At 72.8% G+C, this 18,218-nt stretch carries 17 protein-coding genes; 16 read left to right on the forward strand and 1 reads right to left on the reverse strand.

Features of this window, described 5'->3' with window-relative positions; all coding sequences use genetic code 11:
- Positions 1–35: 35 nt before the first annotated feature.
- The 5 genes from LQ327_RS10250 (at position 36) to LQ327_RS10270 (ending at position 4,023) form a co-directional block, all read left to right on the forward strand.
- Positions 36–512 (forward strand): hypothetical protein, encoded by a 477-nt coding sequence (locus tag LQ327_RS10250; protein WP_230732500.1) that lies wholly within the window; start codon positions 36–38, stop codon positions 510–512.
- On the forward strand, positions 512–991 hold the full coding sequence (locus LQ327_RS10255; protein WP_230732503.1) for a hypothetical protein: 480 nt from the start codon (positions 512–514) through the stop codon (positions 989–991). Before LQ327_RS10250 ends, LQ327_RS10255 begins: the two co-directional genes overlap by 1 nt.
- A 116-nt stretch (positions 992–1,107) precedes the next feature.
- Positions 1,108–1,743, forward strand: a complete 636-nt coding sequence (locus LQ327_RS10260) for a hypothetical protein (protein WP_230732505.1) — start codon at positions 1,108–1,110, stop codon at positions 1,741–1,743.
- A 249-nt stretch (positions 1,744–1,992) separates the two neighbouring features.
- Positions 1,993–2,964: an ABC transporter ATP-binding protein gene (locus LQ327_RS10265; RefSeq protein WP_230732519.1), complete on the forward strand. Its 972-nt coding sequence runs from the start codon at positions 1,993–1,995 to the stop codon at positions 2,962–2,964.
- A 129-nt stretch (positions 2,965–3,093) separates the two neighbouring features.
- Positions 3,094–4,023 (forward strand): hypothetical protein, encoded by a 930-nt coding sequence (locus tag LQ327_RS10270; RefSeq protein ID WP_230732522.1) that lies wholly within the window; start codon positions 3,094–3,096, stop codon positions 4,021–4,023.
- 67 nt (positions 4,024–4,090) lie between these two features.
- Here the strand turns inward: LQ327_RS10270 and LQ327_RS34675 are convergent, their stop codons facing one another.
- Positions 4,091–4,864, reverse strand: coding sequence for a hypothetical protein (locus tag LQ327_RS34675; protein ID WP_308286275.1), 774 nt, complete (start codon positions 4,862–4,864; stop codon positions 4,091–4,093).
- A 452-nt stretch (positions 4,865–5,316) separates the two neighbouring features.
- Between LQ327_RS34675 and LQ327_RS10280 the strand changes: the two genes are divergently transcribed.
- From LQ327_RS10280 to LQ327_RS10330, 11 genes are all read left to right on the forward strand, one after another.
- Positions 5,317–6,870, forward strand: coding sequence for an acyl-CoA synthetase (locus LQ327_RS10280; RefSeq protein WP_230732526.1), 1,554 nt, complete (start codon positions 5,317–5,319; stop codon positions 6,868–6,870).
- Between the two features lie 4 nt (positions 6,871–6,874).
- Positions 6,875–9,187, forward strand: coding sequence for a glycerol-3-phosphate 1-O-acyltransferase (locus tag LQ327_RS10285; protein ID WP_230732528.1), 2,313 nt, complete (start codon positions 6,875–6,877; stop codon positions 9,185–9,187).
- On the forward strand, positions 9,184–10,626 hold the full coding sequence (locus tag LQ327_RS10290; protein ID WP_230732531.1) for a 1-acyl-sn-glycerol-3-phosphate acyltransferase: 1,443 nt from the start codon (positions 9,184–9,186) through the stop codon (positions 10,624–10,626). The genes LQ327_RS10285 and LQ327_RS10290 overlap by 4 nt, the downstream gene beginning before the upstream one ends.
- Positions 10,619–12,043 (forward strand): wax ester/triacylglycerol synthase domain-containing protein, encoded by a 1,425-nt coding sequence (locus LQ327_RS10295; protein ID WP_230732534.1) that lies wholly within the window; start codon positions 10,619–10,621, stop codon positions 12,041–12,043. The genes LQ327_RS10290 and LQ327_RS10295 overlap by 8 nt, the downstream gene beginning before the upstream one ends.
- 105 nt (positions 12,044–12,148) lie before the next feature.
- A complete protein-coding gene (locus tag LQ327_RS10300) occupies positions 12,149–12,316 on the forward strand; it encodes a CopG family transcriptional regulator (protein ID WP_230732536.1) in 168 nt (55 codons plus the stop codon).
- Entirely contained in the window at positions 12,313–12,669 is a 357-nt protein-coding gene (locus LQ327_RS10305; RefSeq protein ID WP_230732539.1) for a VOC family protein, read from the forward strand. The genes LQ327_RS10300 and LQ327_RS10305 overlap by 4 nt, the downstream gene beginning before the upstream one ends.
- Positions 12,666–13,508: a class I SAM-dependent methyltransferase gene (locus LQ327_RS10310; protein WP_230732542.1), complete on the forward strand. Its 843-nt coding sequence runs from the start codon at positions 12,666–12,668 to the stop codon at positions 13,506–13,508. Before LQ327_RS10305 ends, LQ327_RS10310 begins: the two co-directional genes overlap by 4 nt.
- Positions 13,509–13,689: 181 nt before the next feature.
- The gene (locus LQ327_RS10315) at positions 13,690–14,097 is read left to right on the forward strand and encodes an SCP2 sterol-binding domain-containing protein (protein ID WP_230732556.1); all 408 of its coding nucleotides are present in this window, start codon (positions 13,690–13,692) and stop codon (positions 14,095–14,097) included.
- Positions 14,098–14,125: 28 nt separating this feature from the next.
- Entirely contained in the window at positions 14,126–15,181 is a 1,056-nt protein-coding gene (locus LQ327_RS10320; protein WP_230732560.1) for an alcohol dehydrogenase catalytic domain-containing protein, read from the forward strand.
- Positions 15,178–16,731, forward strand: coding sequence for an aldehyde dehydrogenase family protein (locus LQ327_RS10325; protein ID WP_230732562.1), 1,554 nt, complete (start codon positions 15,178–15,180; stop codon positions 16,729–16,731). Before LQ327_RS10320 ends, LQ327_RS10325 begins: the two co-directional genes overlap by 4 nt.
- A gap of 90 nt (positions 16,732–16,821) precedes the next feature.
- A complete protein-coding gene (locus LQ327_RS10330; protein ID WP_230732578.1) occupies positions 16,822–18,174 on the forward strand; it encodes a cytochrome P450 in 1,353 nt (450 codons plus the stop codon).
- Positions 18,175–18,218 lie beyond the last annotated feature (44 nt).

Here is an 18,218-nt window from a genome sequence, read left to right on the forward strand (position 1 = left end):
ATGAGTCGATGATTCCGCCCAAGGTGACGCGCCCCATGGCCGCTGTCGCCCAGGACTGGAAGCACGGCCGCTACCCGTGGCAGCTCGTGGTCGCCGGTGTGTGCTGGGTCGTGGTGGCCGTCTCGCTGCTGATCTCGCGGGTCGGTGTGCCGGAGCCGACGGACGCCGACGCCCAGCGCGACTCGCTCAACGGGGTCGTCCCGGTCGTGGGGACCAACGCCCAGGACAACTGGTTCGCGCCCCTCCTGCCCTGGCTCGGCGTCGTGGTCCTGCTCATCGCCGTGGCGCTGCTGCTCGGCCAGGGCTGGGCACGGATCGTGCTCGCCGCATGCGGGCTCGTCGGCGTGGTCGGCCTGGCGATGGCCGCCCAGTGGCAGGTGTTCCCCGCGTTCGTCGGTTTCCTCGTCGGCGCGGTGTTCGGGGTCCTGCTCCCGACCCACCGCTACCTCCAGCGCCCCCACGGGGACGACTCCGCGGCCGAGTCCGCGACCGAGAGGACCGTGATCTCCTGATGGCGTCCAAGCCCGCCTCGAAGGCCCCGGGGAAGCCCCCGAAGGGCGCGACGACGCCGCCGAAGTCGCCGGCCACGCCGTCGTCGGCCCGGAGCACGTCGACGACGGGCAGCGCGTCGACCCAGGTCGACGTCGGCGCGGTCGCCCGGGCCGTCAGCACCGGATTCATGATCCTGGTCTTCGGCGGGCTCATCCAGCCGATCGTCAGCACCTACGTACCGGTCATCGGCATGTTCTGGCTGATCATCGTGGCCGTGACGGCGTTCGCGTCCGCCGGCGCCCGGGTGGGCCTCGCCTGCCCCAACCCGCCGTTGCACGGTGCCGGCGCGGCCGTCATCAGCTACCTGCTCGTGGTGCCGCTGATGTTCCTGCAGGGCACCTTCAACCCGCTGTACACCGTCTTCTCCTTCGCGGCGGCCGCCGTCGTGGGTGCGGCGGCCGGGCACATCGCCGGCCGCTCGAAGACCACCGGGAACTGAGGTCCGGGTCGTCCGGTTCCGGACGACGACGGACGGCCGCCGGTCGGCCCGCGGAGAGCGGGCGATAGCATGCCGGGGCCCGGAACGCGAGTCCACCACAGGAGGACCTTCGTCTCATGCTCATCGGTGCACTCCTGGTCCTGGCCGCGGCGCTGCTCATCAGCGCCTTCCTCACCGGCACGACGATGTTGGCCGGTGCGGCGCTCCTGGTCAGCCTCATCGCCGCAGTGCTCTACCTGATGCTGCTGCGTCAGGCTCCGGACGACGCCGACGCGAGGGCGGAGCACGGCGAGGCCGAGCTCGCCGCCGACGGGACGGAGACGACGGAGGCCGCGGAGAGCGCTCCGAGGACGACGACGGACCCCGAGCCCGTCGAGGCTGCGGAGGCCTCGGAGACCTCGGAGCCGGCGACGGTGGCCGCGGAGACCTCGGAGCCCGAGCCCGCGAAGGCCTCGGAGCCCGAGCTGGTGACGGCCGAAGCGGCGGAGGTCGACCCCCCGAAGGCCGAGACCCCGCACCCGGCGCCCGAGCCCACGACGGCCGCCCCGGCCCCCGCGGCGGCCGCGCCCCGCGGGATCGACGGCACGACGGTCGTGCACGTCGTCCCGGGCCGGATGCGTTATCACGTGGACGGCTGCCAGGTGCTCGACGGCCAGGAGGCCGAGGCCCTGACCGTGGACGACGCCCGCGACGAGGGCTTCACCGCCTGCAGCCGGTGCGCGACGCCGGTGCGCTCGCCCGCGACTGCCTGACGGCCTACCGAGGGCGGGCTGACGGTCGGCTGTAAGTCGTCTTGTCGCGGCGAGATGCTGTCGGTCGCTGCCTTGTCGTTGTGATTCCCAGCGACAAGGCAGCCGGGCTGCCGCGGGAGCCCGCGACAAGGCGGATCGGGCGACCACGTCGCCGCGATCCGGGCCGGATTCCCGGTCCACGTTGACCCGTCTGAGAAGCTGGCCCGCCGCAGTCGGGGTAGTGCTGCCCCCCGAAGGAGCCGCGTGCAGATGGCGAGGACGAATCGGCCGACCGGAGCCGCGCTGCTGACCACCGCCCCGGCGATCGAGATCGACGACGTCAGCAAGTCGTTCGAGGGCGACCGGGTGCTCGACGGTGTCTCGTTGACCGTCGCTCCCGGCCGGACGCTCGTGATCATGGGTCCGTCGGGCGTCGGGAAGACCACCCTGACCCGGATCCTGCTGGGGCTCGAGACCCCCGACGACGGCTCCGGTGACGTCACGGTCGGCGGGCACGTCGTCCACGATCTCCCTCCCGCGCAGCTCCGCGATCTCCGTCGCGGCATCGGGGTGCTGCTCGGCGGCACGTCGATCTACGACAGTTCGGTGTTCGGATCGATCTCCGCGTGGGCGAACGTGCGCTACCCGCTCGAGTCCCGCGGCTACGACGAGGCGGTCATCGAGGACCGTGCCTGGCGGCGGATGGTCGAGTTCGACCTCGCCGACGTCGCCCACCAGCTCCCCGGCACGCTCTCGTCGGGCACCCGGCGACGGCTCGCGCTCGCGAAGTCGTTCGTCGACGACCCGCACCTGCTCGTCCTGGACGATCCCGGGGCGGCGATGGACGTCACGAACCGCCGGACGATCGTCGAGTCGATCCGCCGCGCCCGGGCGGACGTGGACGCGACGATGATCCTCACCTGCCACGACATCGAGATGGCGAGAGCGCTCGGCGACGACGTCGCGGTGATCCTCGCCGGACGGGTGGTGGCCTTCGGGCCCACGGCCGAGATCCTGGAGGGTGTCGTCGACGCCGACACCTGGGACGAGCGCTTCGCCTTCCGGGAGTCCTTCGCGCAGACGGACGACCGGAGCCGGAGCACCCTCGACCGGGTGGAGACCGCCCGGCGGGAGACGTCCTCCTGGCAGTGGGCGACCTACCTCCTCCTCGCGCTCATGGGCCTGGCGACGCTGATCGCCCTGCTCTCGGGAGTGATCGACAACGTGTTCACCTTCCTCTGAGACGTCCCCCGGTCGTGTGAACGGCGGGACCTAGTAGGTATCACGGCGTAACAGCCGCTGCTCCGTTCCGATGCACCTGGCGAAGGGCCGGAGCACCGATCCGGCCTCCTCGTCGGGGGGATGATCGTCATGGGCCGCTGTCGCTGCGGGGCCGCGCTGGTACCGGACCTGCACTTCTGCGTGGCCTGCGGGGCCCGGGCCCAGGTGCCGGCGACGGCGGGTGCGCCCGCCGCCGGGGTCCCGACGTCGGGTGCCGCCACCGTCGGCGCCCCCATGTCTGCCGGCCCGATGTCCGGCGGCCCGGCGTTCGGCCCCGGTGGACCGGCCGGTCGCGCGCCGTACCCCGGTCCCCGCCCGACCCTCCCGCCGTCGTACGCCTACTCCGGCCCCGTGCCGTCGCCGATGGTGGCCGTCGCCCCGGGCGCTCCCGCCCGCTCGACGGTGCCGTGGATCGTCGCCGGGGTCTCGATCGTCGTGGCGGTCGTGCTCGTCGCGGTCGGGGTCCTCGTCGCGCGGCCCGCGGTGATCTTCGGCGCCGCGGCGCCGACGCCCGTCGTGACGCCGACCGTGACCGTCGGGGTCCCGGTCCCGGCCCCCGCGGTCTCGTCGTCCGACACCGGTTCCTTGTCGGGCGGTTCGAGCTCGACCGGCGCGAGCACCACGTCGTCGTCCGGTACCTCCTCGGCCTCCGCCACGCTCGCGGCCCAGGTCGCGTCGGACCGCTCGACCGTCGAGGGCCTGGTCGGACAGTGGGTGCCGCAGCTGTCGTCGAAGCGCGACGGGACGGTCGCCGACGGCATCACCTACGACGACGACTCCATCCTGACCCACTTCTCGTCCCTGCAGGCCCGTGACCCGTCCGCCGTCCTCCTGTACTCGGGCGACTGGCCGGTCTTCAACGGCCCCGACTACTGGGTCGTCGTGCACGCGCAGGGCTTCTCGACGGCGGCCGCGGCGAACGCCTGGTGCGACGCGCAGGGCTACTCGACCGACGACTGCCTCGCCAAGAAGCTCTCCCACACCGGCGGCACGTCCGGGACCACGGTGCCGCGCCACTGACCCCCGACACGACGATGCCGGCCCTCCCGCTGGGGGAGGACCGGCATCGTCGTCGGTGCGGTACTGCTCAGAGCTTCATGTTCATGCCGCTGAGCCAGGAGCGGCTGTCGTGGCTCGAGGCCTTGTCGGCGGCCTTGGAGAGGTCGTTCTTGGCGGCGTCGGCCTTCTTGGAGTCGGCCTTGCTCGAGTCGGCCTTCTGCGAGGTCGACTTCTTGGCGTCCGAGGCCTTCGAGGTGGCCTTGGAGCCGGCCTGCGAGAAGAGGCTCTTGGCGTCGCCGGCCTTCGGGGTGGACGCCTGCGGGGTCGACGGCGTGGCGGCCGGAGCGGCGGTGGCCGAGGAGCCCATCAGCGTGCCGAGCAGGCCGGGCGAGGGCGCGGCCGGCGCGGCGGCGGCCGGCTGGGCGTAGGCGGGCTGCGCGGCGGCGGGCTGCGCGTAGGCCGGCTGGGCCGCGGCGGGCTGGGCGTACGCGGGCTGGGCCGCGGCGGGCTGGGCGTAGGCGGGCTGCGCGGCGGCGGGCTGCGCGTAGGCCGGCTGGGCCGCGGCGGGCTGGGCGTAGGCGGGCTGCGCGGCGGCGGGCTGCGCGGCGGCCGGCTGGGCGTACGCGGGCTGAGCCGCAGCCGGCTGCGCGGCGGCGGGCTGCGCGGCCGCCGGCTGAGCAGCGGCCGGCTGAGCGGCGGCCGGCTGGGCGGCAGCGGGCTGCGCGGCGGCGGGAGCCGGAGCCGCGGCAGGAGCCGGAGCGGCGGCCGGAGCCGGGGCGGCGAACGCGGTGGCTGCCGGCGACGCGGCGGCCGCGGCGAGCACGCCGATCGTCAGGGCACGGGAGCGTGCAGACAGGGACACGAACGACCTCCACGGGGGAGCGGGGAGCGGGACAGGCGCGCGTGCACCCGTCGGGGGATGTGACCGGCTCAACGACGGGGTGCGCGTAACGATTCGCTCGCGCGCCGCCGAATCCGCCGGTCGAGAGGTTCAGGTGCCCGCGAGGGGGAAAGCGTGTCGGGCAATTCGGACAGATCGTCGGTCCCGCGCCCACGATGCGTGCTCTGAATGGGGCACCGGCGTGATCGTCGAGGCGGGGTGTGACGCGCGCTACCCCCGTGACCCATGATGGGTCGGATCGCTCGAGGCGTCGCTCGACGGTTCGTGCGCCTCCCTCCGGCCAGGGTCGACCCACAGCCCTGCCCTACATCGAAAGGGGCGGGAACCCACCCTCGGCGGACGACGTGGAGCCGGGTGGCATGGGTGACCATCCAGCTGCCAGCCGACCATCGAGCCGAGCGAGGACCACCGCCGTGTATCCCGGAAATCACGCGAGGACGACCCCCGACAAGCCCGCGGTGGTGATGGCCGACTCCGGGGAGACGCTCACCTATGCGGAGCTCGAGGACCGGTCGATCCGCCTGGCGCATGTCCTGCGCGGTGAGGGACTCGAGCGCGGCGGCCACGTCGCCCTCATCGCGTCCAACGGGCCGGACGTGTTCGTCTCCTACTGGGCCGCGGTCCGCTCGGGGCTCTACATCACCGCGGTGAACCACCACCTGTCGGTGCCCGAGGCCGCCTACATCGTCGACGACTGCGGCGCCGAGGTGCTGATCGTGTCGGCCGACCAGGCCGAGCTGGCCACCGGACTCGTCGAACAGACCCCGAACGTCCGGCGGCGCCTCGCCTACGGCGGCGCCGTCGCGGGGTACGACTCCTACGAGGACGCCGTCGCCGCCGCGAGTGCCCAGGAGCCCGCCGACCAGCCCGCGGGCGCGGACATGCTCTATTCATCGGGCACCACCGGCCGGCCGAAGGGCATCCAGCCGACGCTCGTCGACCGCCAGGTCCACGAGCCGGGGGAACAGTTCGTGGCTGTGTTCGGCCCGTTGTTCGGCTTCGACGAGAACACCGTCTACTACTCGCCCGCGCCGACGTACCACGCGGCGCCGCTGCGATTCGGCGGTATGGTCCTGGCCACCGGCGGAACGCTCGTGATGACGGCGGGGTTCGACGCCGAGCAGGCGCTCGGCGTCATCAGCCGGCACGGCGTCACGCACTCGCAGTGGGTGCCGACGATGTTCGTCCGGATGCTCAAGCTCGACGAGTCGGTGCGGCGCGCCCACGACGTGTCGTCCATGAAGATCGCCATCCACGCGGCCGCGCCGTGCCCGGTGGACGTCAAGCAGACGATGATGGACTGGTGGGGCCCGGTGCTCTGGGAGTACTACTCCTCCACCGAGGCGAACGGCATCACGCTCATCTCCCCGCAGGAGTGGCTGGACCACCCGGGCTCGGTCGGGCAGGCGAAGCTCGGCGTGATCCACATCTGCGACCCGGACGACGAGGACGGCCGGGAGCTCGCGACCGGTGAGATCGGCACGATCTTCTTCGAGCGCCCCGAGCGGCCGTTCGAGTACCACCACGACCCGGACAAGACGCGCGAGGCGCAGCACCCGCGGCACGAGAACTGGACGACGACGGGCGACGTCGGCTACGTCGACGAGGACGGTTTCCTCTATCTCACCGACCGGAAGGCCTTCATGATCATCTCCGGCGGGGTCAACATCTACCCGCAGGAGATCGAGAACTGCCTGACGATGCACCCGGCGGTCTACGACGTCGCCGTCATCGGGGTCCCGGACCGCGAGATGGGCGAGCAGGTGAAGGCCGTGGTCCAGCTCGCGGCCGGCCACCAGGGCACCGACGAGCTCGCGGGCGAGCTGATCGAGCACGTCAAGGCGACCATCGCCCGGTACAAGGCGCCGCGCACCGTCGACTTCACCGACGCGTTGCCGCGGACCGCGACGGGCAAGCTCGTCAAGGGCGAGCTCCGCAAGCAGTACACGCAGACGGCGGGGGTGTAGGACCGTGGCCGTCATCGTCGACGAAGCCGCCAGTACGCCGAGGACGGACCCGCCGGTCGTCGTGCTCGGCGCCGCGCGGACCGCTCCGGAGCGCGAGCTCCTCACCGACTGGGCCGCCCGGAACCATCCCGAGGCCCCGGTCTGCCTCGACGAGTCCGCCCTGCACCGGGCGCTGCGCGACGCCGACCCGACGACGACCGTCGTGCCGGTCCGGGTGACCTGGCTGCCACCGACCCGGGCGGCCGAGTGGGCCGACGGCACCGGGGCTCCGCCCGAGAAGCCGAAGCCCGCCGACCTCGTCGCGCTGCTCGGGCCCCGCCGCCCGCCCGGCTTCTGGCAACGCCGTCTGGCGCGGAACTCGCCGGATCGCGTCCGGCTGGTCGAGGGCGAGCCGGCGACGCTGTCGGACCTGCGGCGCCGGCACGACGCCGAGGCCCGGGAGGACTCCCTGGCGGCCTACGTCCACCGCGCGGGGGTGCTCGCGTGCGAGCGGGCCGAGCGCGCGCTGATCGGCGACCACTACACCGTGCCGCGGATGGTGGTCGAGCAGATCGTCGCCTCGACGCGCTTCCGGGAGCGGTTGCGCGAGCTCGCCGGGGAGACCGGGCGCGGTTTCGAGGACCTGCTCGCGGACGCCCGGGCACGCCTGGGCGAGCTGGCGACGGTGCAGAGCCCGGTCGCCATCGACGCCTTCCGGACCGCGCTCGCGCCGATGCACACCTCGGCGTGGGACGTCGAGGTCGACAGCGAGACGGTCGAGCCGCTGCGCGAGCTGAACCGGACCGCGCCGCTGGTGTTCCTGCCGACGCACCGCTCCTACGCGGACCCGCTCGTGCTGGCCGAGGTGCTGCGCGCCCACGACCTGCCGCGCAACACCATGCTCGGCGGCAACAACATGGCGTTCTGGCCGATCGGGCCGCTGGGCAAGCGCGCCGGCGTCGTGTTCATCCGCCGCACCAGCGGCGACGACCCGGTGTACCGGCTGGCGCTGCGCGAGTACATCGCGCACCTCGTCTCCAAGCGGTTCAACCTCGAGTGGTACGTCGAGGGCGGCCGGTCGCGCACCGGCAAGCTGCGCCGCCCCCGGATGGGCCTGCTGAGCTACCTCACCGGCGCCCTCGACGACGGGCGCGCCCCGGACGTGCAGCTCGTGCCGACCTCGCTCGTCTACGACCGGATGTTCGAGGTCGACGCGATGGCCGCCGAGCAGGGCGGGGAGGGGAAGTCCGCGGAGGGCCTCGGCTGGCTCGCCCGCTACGTCCGCGGCCAGGTGAGCAACTCGGGCACCGCCCGGGTCCGGTTCGGCGAGCCGTTCTCGCTCCGGGAGGCCCTGGAGGAGGCGGGCGAGGGCAAGGCGCGCCTGGAGAAGGTCGCCTTCACCATCTGCGACGGGATCAACCGGGCCACCCCGGCCACCCCGACGGCGTTGGTCACGTTCGCCCTGCTCGGCGCCGGCGGCCGGGCCCTGACGCTCGATCAGATCCGGGTCACCACCGAGCCGCTGCTCGACCACCTCGACCGGCTGGGCCGCCCCGGGCCGCGCGAGGGCCTGCGCGGGGAGGGCATCGAGCGGACCCTCGACCGGCTGGTCAGCGGTCAGGTGGCCGACCGCTACGCCGGCGGCGAGGAGCCGGTGTGGTCGGTGCGCGAGGGGCGCCACCGGGTCGCCGCGTTCTACCGCAACGGCGCCATCCACCACTTCGTCAATCGCGCGATCGTCGAGCTCGCGCTGCTCACCGCCTCGCGGGAGCAGCCGGGCCGCGACCCGGTCGACGTCGCCTGGGAGGAGGCGCTCGCGCTCCGTGACCTGCTGAAGTTCGAGTTCTTCTTCCCGCCGAAGCGGCGCTTCTCCGACGAGATCTCGGCCGAGGCGGCGATGGTCGACGTGGACTGGCGGGAGCGGGTGCGGGAGGCGGTCGAGGACCCGTCCGCCGCGACGCTGCTGCAGTGGACCCGGTTCCTCGTCGCGCCCCGGACCCTGCGCTCGTTCGTCGACGCGCAGTGGGTGGTCGCGACGAAGCTGGCGGAGCTCGACCCGGGGACGGCGGTGGACCGGAAGTCCTTCGTCCGGGAATGCCTCGGGCTCGGCACCCAGATGCTGCGCCAGGGCCGGGTGGCGCGGCCGGACTCGGTGTCGACCGAGCTCTACGGGTCCGCGCTCGACCTGGCCGACAACCGCGGCCTGCTCGACGCGGCCACGGGCACGGACGGCGCCGCGGGCCGCGTGGCGTTCCGCGACGAGATCGCCGGGGTCCGCGAGCGGCTCATCGAGCTCGCGCGCATCGAGGACCGACTGACCGAGGAGCTGCTCGCATGACACGGGGTGACGCGTTCGGGCCGCACTCGCCCGCCGAGGACTCGCTCGACGAGCGCATCGCCGCGGCGCCGTCGGGACCGGTGGTGACCGCGTTCGTCGTCGTGGACGGCGGGCTGCTGGCGGGCTCCCCGCTCGCGCCGTTCGCCGCTCCGGCGTCGTCCTGGGGCCGGTTCGCGGCCCAGATCCGCTCCGGTGTCGACGGGCCGTCCGAGGTGACCCCGGCCGACGTCGAGCAGGTCGTGCGCTCGCGGCAGGGGCGCCCGGTCGACGAGGTCGCCAAGGAGGGACGGACGACGTTCCGCTCGACGACCGCGTCCTGGCTGCACCCCGAGGTGTGGCGACTCGCCGTCGGGCACGCCCGCCGTGGGCACCGGGTCGTGCTGGTCTCCGCGGCCACCACGGCCGAGGTCGAGCCGATCGCCCGGGAGCTGGGCGCCGACGACGTCGTGTGCACCCGGGTGTCGGTCGACGACGGCCAGGTCGGGGGGATCGCGTCCCCGGTGTGCTCGGGTGGGCCGGCCGCCGACGCGGTCTCCGCCTGGGCGGACGCGCACGACGCCGACCTCACGAGCGCGTTCGCCTACGGGCCCGCGTCCGAGCGGCCGCTGCTCGACCTCGTCGCGCACTCCGCCGTCGTCGGCGAGCCCGACGAGCTCCGGCCCGCGCTCCCGGTCGCTCCGCGCGGGTCCGTCCCGCCCGTGGAGGCGCTCGGCGGCACGCTGGGCTTCTACGGCGGGTTCACGGCGGCCACCGCCGTCGGGGTCGCCACCGGCTTCCTGCACGGGGGCGCGCGGCGCCGACGCGCGTGGACGCTCGCCGGCTCGCTGGGCTCGGAGCTGGGCCTGGGCCTCGCCGGCATCGACGTGGAGGTGGTGTCGGGGGAGGAGCACCTCTGGTCGGCCCGCCCCGCGGTGTTCGTCTTCAACCACCAGAGCCTGCTCGACGCGATCGTCGTGCTGTCCCTGCTGCGGCGCGACTTCACCGGGGTCGCGAAGGCCGAGGCGAAGTCGATGCCGCTGTTCGGTCAGCTCTTCCAGCTCGCCGACGTGGCGTTCGTGGAGCGCGGGAACACGGCCCAGGCCAGGGAGGCGCTCGCACCGGCCGTCGACCGGCTCCAGGCCGGGACCTCGCTGGCGCTGGCCCCCGAGGGCACCCGCTCGACCACCCCGCGGCCCGGCCGGTTCAAGAAGGGCGCCTTCCACATGGCGATGCAGGCGGGCGTGCCGATGGTGCCGATCGTGCTGGAGAACACCGGCGAGCTCATGTGGCGCTTCGACCGGTCGCTGCGCCCCGGCACCGTGCGGGTGGTCGTCCATCCCCCGGTCGACACGACCGGTTGGCGCCTCGGGACCATGAACGAGCACGTGGCCGACGTGCGTGGACTGTTCCTCGAAACCCTCGGGCTGGCCGAGGAGAAGGCGGAGGCGCGCGGTGAGTGAGACCGGGCTGGCGTGGGCCGACTCGGACGAGATGTCGCCGTTCGAGACGCTGATGTGGCGGGCCGAGGCCGATCCCGCGCTGCGCTCGACCATGGTCGCGTTCGCCCTGCTCGACACCGCCCCGGACTGGCCCCGGCTGGTCGCCGCGCACGACTGGGCCACCCGGATGGTGCCGCGCTTCCGCAAGCGGGTGGTGGAGCCGCCGCTCGGGCTGGGGACGCCGGTGTGGGCCCCGGACCCGGATTTCGACCTGTCCCGCCACGTGCGCCGTATCTCGCTCGCCGAGGGCGACGGCTGGCCCGGTGCCCTCGCGGCCGCCGAGCACCTCGCCACCACGCCGTTCGACCGGCAGCGCCCGCCGTGGGAGGCGCTGCTCATCGAGGGCCTGCCCGACGGGAAGGCCGCCTACCTGCTGAAGCTCCACCACGCCACGACCGACGGCATGGGCGGCGTGCAGCTGTTCTCCGGGCTGCTCAACCGGCACCGCGAGACCGACCCGGACAAGCCGCAGCCGCTCCCGCCGCTCGGCGACGGTCCCGGGCCGTGGACCGCGCTCGGGCGCCAGGTCCGCCACGACGCCGAGGCGCTCGCGTCGGTGCCGACCCACGTGCTGCGTGCGGCCGGTTCGGCGCTGCGCGACCCGATCGCGAAGGCCCGGGACGCCGTCGCGTTCGGGATGTCGGCGATCCGGGTCATCGGCGACCCGGGCGGGGCCGCCTCCCCGCTGCTCGCGACGCGCGGGCCGGACTGGAAGTTCGTGGCGCTCGACCTGCCGTTCGCGCCGCTGCGGGCCGCCGCGAAGGCCGGCGGCGGGACGGTCAACGACGCCTACGTGGCGGCGCTCCTCGGCGGCTTCCGCCGCTATCACGAGGCCCTGGGCACACCGGCCGAGGAGATCCGGATGGCGATCCCGGTGTCGCTGCGCGCCGCCGACGACCAGGGCGGCGGCAACAAGATCGCGTCGCTGCGCCTGTCGGGCCGGATCGCCGAGAAGGATCCGGCCGTACGGATGCGGCAGGTCGCCGACGACGTCGCCCGTGGCCGGGCGGAACCCGCGGCCGACGACATCGGACTGATGTCGCCGCTGTTGGCGCGCCTGCCCGGATCGGCGATCGCCGCCGTCGCGGGCAGCATCACCAAGGGCAACGACCTGCAGGCCTCCAACGTCCCGGGCATCCGCGAGGACGTCTTCCTGGCCGGCGCCCGCGTGGAGCGGATGTATCCGTACGCGCCCCGCCCCGGGTGCGCGGCCATGATCACGATGCTGACGCACGGCGACACGTGCTGCGTCGGGGCCAACATCGACCCGGCGGCGATCACCGACCGGGAACTGTTCGGGCGGTGTCTCGTCGAGGGGTTCACCGAGGTGCTCGCGCTCGGTGGCGACGATGCTCCGGGGCCGACGCTGAGGGACTAGCACTGGCCCCCTGTCAGCGATGGTCCGTCGCTGACGTCTGACGTCAGCGATGGCGCATCGCTGACATGCCTGGTGGCTACCTGTCTAGCTTGCTAGCATTCTAGCGTGGCCGACGAGGTCAAGCAGTTCAACGTCTATCTGCCGGTCGACCTGATCAAGCAGGTCAAGTTCCGCGCGCTCGAGAACGAGCAGTCGCTCTCCGCCCTGGTGGCCGAGGCACTCCGCGATCACCTCACGCGTCCGGCACCTGACGACGAGGGGAGCGAACCATGACGAGCACCGTCGAGGGGATCCACGCGGTGATCCTGGAGACCCACAACTGGGGCCGGACCGCGAAGTTCTTCACCGCGCTCGGCTTCGAGCTGGACTTCGAGACCGACCACCACTCCGGCCAGTTCCGCGCCGACGGCGGCCCGACGGTCTTCGTGGTCGAGGTGCCGGAGGACGAGCCGACGAGGAGCAGCCTCGTCCTGACGGTCCTCGACGCCGCCACCTATCACCCGGACCCGTCGCTGCAGATCGAGGAGCCGTTCGCCGACACCCACTACGGGACGCGCGAGATGGTCGTCCGCGACCCCGACGGGCGCTCGTGGACGGTCCGGGCCCCGGGCGGAAGCGCGCGATGACGAGCGTGGTGCCCGACCACACCGCGGTCCGGGTGGCCCTCTGGCGGGCGCTCCACCTCGAGGTCGACGCGGCCCCACCGGTCATGGACGACACCCTCGCCCTCGAGCTCGCCGCGCCCGACGACGATTGGCGCGACCGGCCCGACATGGAGCCCGGCACCACGCGCGGAGCCCGCGCCGGGATGGTCGCCCGGGCCCGGTTCGTCGACGACCTGGTCCTCCAGCGTCACGCCGCCGGCACCACCCAGTACGTCGTCCTCGGCGCCGGCCTGGACACCTTCGCCCTGCGCCATCCGAACCTCCACGCCGAGGTCTTCGAGGTCGACCAGCCCGACACCTCGGCGTGGAAACGACGACGCATCCCCGAGCTCGGACTCACGCCCCCCGAGAGACTCCGGTTCGTCCCCGCCGACTTCGAGGCCGAGGGCGCCTGGTGGGACGCCCTGCTCGCGGCCGGGTTCGACCCGGGCAGGCCGGCCGTCGTCTCGTCGACCGGGGTGAGCATGTACCTCACCCGGGAGGCGAACCGGGCGACCCTGGAACGGCTCGCCGGCCTCGCCGCACACTCCACCGTCGCGATGACGTTCCAGCCGCCGAGCGAGATGCTCGACGGCACCGCGCGGCACTTCCGCGATCTCTCCGCGGCCGGGGCGGCAGCGGCCGGCACCCCGTTCCTGAGCTACTTCGCGCCCGACGAGATCGTCGCGCTGGCCCGCTCCGCTGGGTTCCGGGAGGCGCGTGTCGCCGGAGCGGACGAGCTGAACCGGGCCTACTTCGACGGCCGTGCCGACGGGCTGCGTGTCACCCCCGCCGAGGAGTTCCTGGTCGCCTCCACCTGAGGCCTGCCCGGAAACCCCAGCGAAGGGGGGAGGGGGGTGCCTCCCGGGGGAGGTTCCCCCCGATCCCGGGCCCCCGACGATGGGTGTCACATCGCGCTGACCAGGGACGGCGCGGACCGCGACCCCGAGCGTCGGTCCGCCTCCCGGGGCGCGCGCCACACCGGGACGAGGAGTGCGCACGATGGCTTTCTTCAACGACGCGGCCGAGGTCGACACCTACATCGGCGGGGTCTTCCGCGCCGCGAACGACCACCCGGAGTCCGGCCCCAAGCTCCGCGCGTCGGGCATCTTCCTCAAGGTCTACTACACCGACCCGGCGTGCGAGATGAACATCGTCATGCGCGACCCGGCCATCGACGTGACGACCGGGCCGACCGACGAGAAGCCCGACATCACGCTGATGATGAAGTCCGACACCGGCGACAAGTTCTGGCGCGGTGAGTACAACCTCGCGGTCGGCCTGGCCAAGGGCGAGGTCAAGGCCAAGGGCCCCGTCAACAAGATCCTCAAGCTCGTCCCGCTGACGAAGCCGCTGTTCCCGATCTACCGGGACCTGGTGGCCGAGAAGGACGCCAAGGTCGCGGGCTGAGCGACGAGGGATCGGCGAGGAGCACCCCATGGCCACGATGCGCGCGGTCCTGCTGCGCAAGGCCCACGACGTCCGCGTCGACGACGTCGAGGTCCCGACGATCACCGACCCCGGTGACGTGCTGCTGAAGGTCGAGAAGACCGCGATCTGCGGCACCGACCTGCACCCCTACGAGGGTCGTCTCGAGCTCGAGGAGGACGTGGTCCTGGGCCACGAGTTCCTCGGCACCGTCGTCGGGACCGGCGCCTCGGTGACGCAGTTCGAGGAGGGGGACCGCGCGGTCGCCTCCTGCGTCGTCAGCTGCGGCGCCTGCTACAACTGCCGCCGCTCGCGGCCGGGCCAGTGCCTCGGCACCCGGATCTTCGGCCTCGGCATCGTGTTCGGGTCGCTCTCGGGTGGCCAGGCCGAGTACGTGGTCGTGCCGAACGCCGACCTGACGATGCGCAAGATCAGCGGCGAGGGCGCGGGCAACGACGAGGACAAGCTCTTCGTCGGCGACATCATGGCCACCGGCTACGAGGCAGTCCGCAAGGTGATGCGCCCGGGCGACACCGTCGCCGTCGTCGGCGCCGGTCCCGTGGGCCTGTGCGCCGCAATGGCCGCGAACGTGCTCGGCGCCGGCCAGGTCGCCGTCGTCGACAAGGTCGCCGCCCGGCTGAAGGAGGCCGAGGCGATCGGCGCGATCGGGGTGGACGCCACCGAGACCGACCCCGCCGAGGCCGTCCAGGACCTCACCGAGTGGCGCGGCGCGGACGTCGTCATCGACGCCGTCGGGCACCCGTCGGCGCTGCTGTCGGCCTGCTCGCTGGTCGCCTCGGGCGGCGCGCTCTCCATCCCCGGCGTCTACACCGAGGACTCCATCGAGCTGCCGTTCGGCGAGCTGTACCTCAAGGGCGTGACGATCCACCAGGGCGTCGCGAACATCATCAACTACATGGACGAGACGCTCGCGCTGATCGCGGCGGGCAAGCTCGACCCGAGCCGGTTCATCTCCCACCGGATGCCGATGTCGGAGGCCGCCGAGGCCTACCGGATGTTCGAGGCCCGCGAGGCCACCAAGATCGTCCTGGACCCGACGTCATGACGGCCACACAGGACACGGAGCGCAGCGGAGCTGGACCATCGGCGCTGCCTCACCACCCGTTGATCATCGGTGGCGAGAAGGTCGACACCGACGACAAGCTCGAGATCATCGACCCGTCCAACGGTGAGGTCGTCGCGACGGCGGCCTGCGGGACCGCCGAGCACATCGACCGGGCCGTCGAGGCCGCGCAGCGGGCGTTCGACGGCGGCGACTGGTCGCGCGCCACACCGGCCGAGCGCGCCGACGTGCTGCGGAAGATGTCGACGCTGCTCGGCGAGCGCCTCGAGGACATCGTCGAGCTGGAGATCCTCGGCAACGGGGCGACGATCCGGCAGGCCACCGGCTTCCACGTCGGGTACTGCGCGCCGCACCTCGAGTACTTCGCCGACCTGGCGGCCCGCTACGAGTTCGAGCGGCCCGGGCCCCGCGCCCAGTTCCCGACGCTCGGCCAGAGCTCGGTGCGCCGCGAACCGATCGGTGTGGTCGGCGCGATCGCCCCGTGGAACTTCCCGCTGCTGCTGTCGCTGTGGAAGTGGGCGCCCGCGCTCGCCGTCGGGAACTCCGTGGTGCTCAAGCCGGACGAGAAGACGCCGCTCTCGGCGCTCGCCCTGGCCGAGATCGCCCTGGAGTGCGGCATGCCGCCCGGCGTGTTCAACGTCGTCCCGGGGATCGGGGCGGACGCCGGCTCCCGCCTGGCGTCGCACCCCGGCGTCGGGAAGATCGGGTTCACCGGGTCGACGGCGGTCGGGCGCGAGGTGATGCGCCTGGCGTCGGGCACGGTGAAGGCGGTGACGCTGGAGCTCGGCGGCAAGTCGCCCGCGGTCGTGCTCGACGACGCCGACCTCGAGACGACCGTCGACGGCGTGCTCTACGGCTGCATGCTCTACAGCGGTCAGGTCTGCGAGTCGATGACCCGCCTGCTGGTCCCGCGGGAGCGCGAGCAGGAGTTCGTCGACCGGCTCGTGGAGCGGGCCTCGACGATCCAGCTCGGCGACACCCGCGACTGGGAGACCGACATGGGTCCCCTGGTCAGCGCCAAGCAGCAGGAGCGCGTCCTGGGCTACATCGAGAGCGGCCGGGCCGAGGGCGCCACGGTGGCCCTCGGTGGCGGCGTTCCCGACGGCGAGCGGTTCACCCACGGCTACTGGGTCGAGCCGACGATCTTCACCGGCGTCCGCAACGACATGCGGATCGCCCAGGAGGAGATCTTCGGCCCGGTCCTGTCCGTCATCGCCTACGACGACGAGGACGAGGCCGTCGCCATCGCGAACGACACCGAGTACGGCCTGGCCGCCTCGGTGTGGAGCGCCGACAACCAGCGGGCGCTTGAGATCGCGGACCGGATCCGGGCCGGCTCGGTGTGGATCAACGACGCGCACCAGATCAACTGCGCGGTGCCGTTCGGCGGCTACAAGCAGAGCGGCACCGGGCGGGAACTCGGGCCGGACGCCCTGGACGCGTTCACCGAGGTCAAGGGCATCCACCTCGACCTCTCGGGCAGCCGCGACGCCCGCCCCTACGACGTCCTGCTCAGTCACGCCGGCGACTGAGCTTCCCCGCGCCCGTGGCCCGCCGTCCACCCCCGCCGGCGGGCCACGGGACGCCTCGTCCTTCCTGTTTCATCTCCTGGAGGTACACCGGTGACCACCGAGACCACGGCGCCCGCCGAGTGGGACGCCATCTTCGACGACGACGAGTCCGAGGGTCCGGAGTTCCTCCCGGCGACCTCGGACGAGAAGCCCGAGCACAGCGACGTCGACATCTCGTCCAAGGACTTCTGGAACCAGACCTCCGAGGAGCGCGAGCACCGGTTCAAGGTGCTGCGCGAGACCGACCCGGTCTCCTGGCAGCGTCCGGTGGAGGACGCGGTCACCCCGGACCCCGAGGACCCGGGCTACTGGGCGCTGACGAAGCACGAGCACATCGTCAAGGTCAGCCGGGACAACGACACCTTCATCTCCGGCCAGGGCGTGCTGTTCGACCTGCTGCCCGAGATCTTCCTGCAGATGACGCAGTCGTTCCTCGCGATGGACAACCCGAGGCACGACAAGCTCCGCAAGCTCGTCTCGGCGGCGTTCACCCCGAAGCAGGTCCGCCGGCTCGAGGAGCAGATCGCGACGGCCGCGCGGGAGATCGTCGACTCCTTCGCCTCGGAGACGGGCGAGATCGACTTCGTGGAGCGCTGCGGTGAGCGGCTCCCGGAGCGCATCTTCTGCGACATGTTCGGCATCCCCGAGCACATGCGCACGCGCACCGTGAAGGCCGCGGGCGACATCATCGCGTGGGCCGACCCGGAGCATCTCGCCGGTCGCCCGGCCGACGAGGTGCAGGTCGAGGCCGCCGCCACCCTGCACGAGATCGCCGAGGAGCTCATCGCGCTGCGCCGCGAGGAGCCGGGCGACGACCTCATGACCGCGCTGCTGAACGCGGAGGTCGACGGCGAGCAGCTCGACGACTTCGACATCGGGGCGTTCCTCGTCCTCATGTCGGTGGCGGGCACCGACACCACCAAGCACACCTCGGCGTTCACCGTCCGCGCGATGACCCACCACCCCGAGCAGCGGGAATGGCTCGCGGAGGACTTCGACGGGCGTATCGACACCGCCGTCGAGGAGTTCGTCCGCTACGCCTCGCCGGTCATGACGTTCCGGCGCACCGCGGTCAAGGAGACCGAGCTCGGCGGGAAGAAGATCATCCCCGGCGACAAGGTCGTCATGTTCTACCCGTCGGGCAACCAGGACGCGGACGTGTTCACCGAGCCCGAGCGGTTCGACCTCTCGCGCAAGCCGAACCCGCACGTCGGCTTCGGCGGCGGCGGGGCGCACTTCTGCCTCGGCAACCAGCTCGCGAAGTCGGCCCTCCGGTCGCTGTTCCGTGAACTGCTCACGCGCATCCCCGACTTCGCGGCGGGGGAGCCCGAGCTCCTGGGCACCAACTTCATGCGCGGCGTGAAGCGGCTCCCGTTCACCTTCACCCCCGAGGCGAAGGACTGAGCGGAGGCACCGGCCTGCCGGTCGCCGACACGGGGGTGTCGGGG

This window comes from Actinomycetospora endophytica (assembly GCF_021026375.1).
Lineage (GTDB): Bacteria > Actinomycetota > Actinomycetes > Mycobacteriales > Pseudonocardiaceae > Actinomycetospora > Actinomycetospora endophytica.

What these genes read in the sequence shown, in the direction of transcription:
- LQ327_RS10250 (WP_230732500.1), top strand. Translation starts at nt 36, where the DNA reads ATGGCCGCTGTCGCCCAGGACTGGAAGCACGGCCGCTACCCGTGGCAG.
- LQ327_RS10255 (WP_230732503.1), top strand. Translation starts at nt 512, where the DNA reads ATGGCGTCCAAGCCCGCCTCGAAGGCCCCGGGGAAGCCCCCGAAGGGC.
- LQ327_RS10260 (WP_230732505.1), top strand. Translation starts at nt 1,108, where the DNA reads ATGCTCATCGGTGCACTCCTGGTCCTGGCCGCGGCGCTGCTCATCAGC.
- LQ327_RS10265 (WP_230732519.1), top strand. Translation starts at nt 1,993, where the DNA reads ATGGCGAGGACGAATCGGCCGACCGGAGCCGCGCTGCTGACCACCGCC.
- LQ327_RS10270 (WP_230732522.1), top strand. Translation starts at nt 3,094, where the DNA reads ATGGGCCGCTGTCGCTGCGGGGCCGCGCTGGTACCGGACCTGCACTTC.
- LQ327_RS10290 (WP_230732531.1), top strand. Translation starts at nt 9,184, where the DNA reads ATGACACGGGGTGACGCGTTCGGGCCGCACTCGCCCGCCGAGGACTCG.
- LQ327_RS10305 (WP_230732539.1), top strand. Translation starts at nt 12,313, where the DNA reads ATGACGAGCACCGTCGAGGGGATCCACGCGGTGATCCTGGAGACCCAC.
- LQ327_RS10310 (WP_230732542.1), top strand. Translation starts at nt 12,666, where the DNA reads ATGACGAGCGTGGTGCCCGACCACACCGCGGTCCGGGTGGCCCTCTGG.
- LQ327_RS10315 (WP_230732556.1), top strand. Translation starts at nt 13,690, where the DNA reads ATGGCTTTCTTCAACGACGCGGCCGAGGTCGACACCTACATCGGCGGG.
- LQ327_RS10320 (WP_230732560.1), top strand. Translation starts at nt 14,126, where the DNA reads ATGGCCACGATGCGCGCGGTCCTGCTGCGCAAGGCCCACGACGTCCGC.
- LQ327_RS10325 (WP_230732562.1), top strand. Translation starts at nt 15,178, where the DNA reads ATGACGGCCACACAGGACACGGAGCGCAGCGGAGCTGGACCATCGGCG.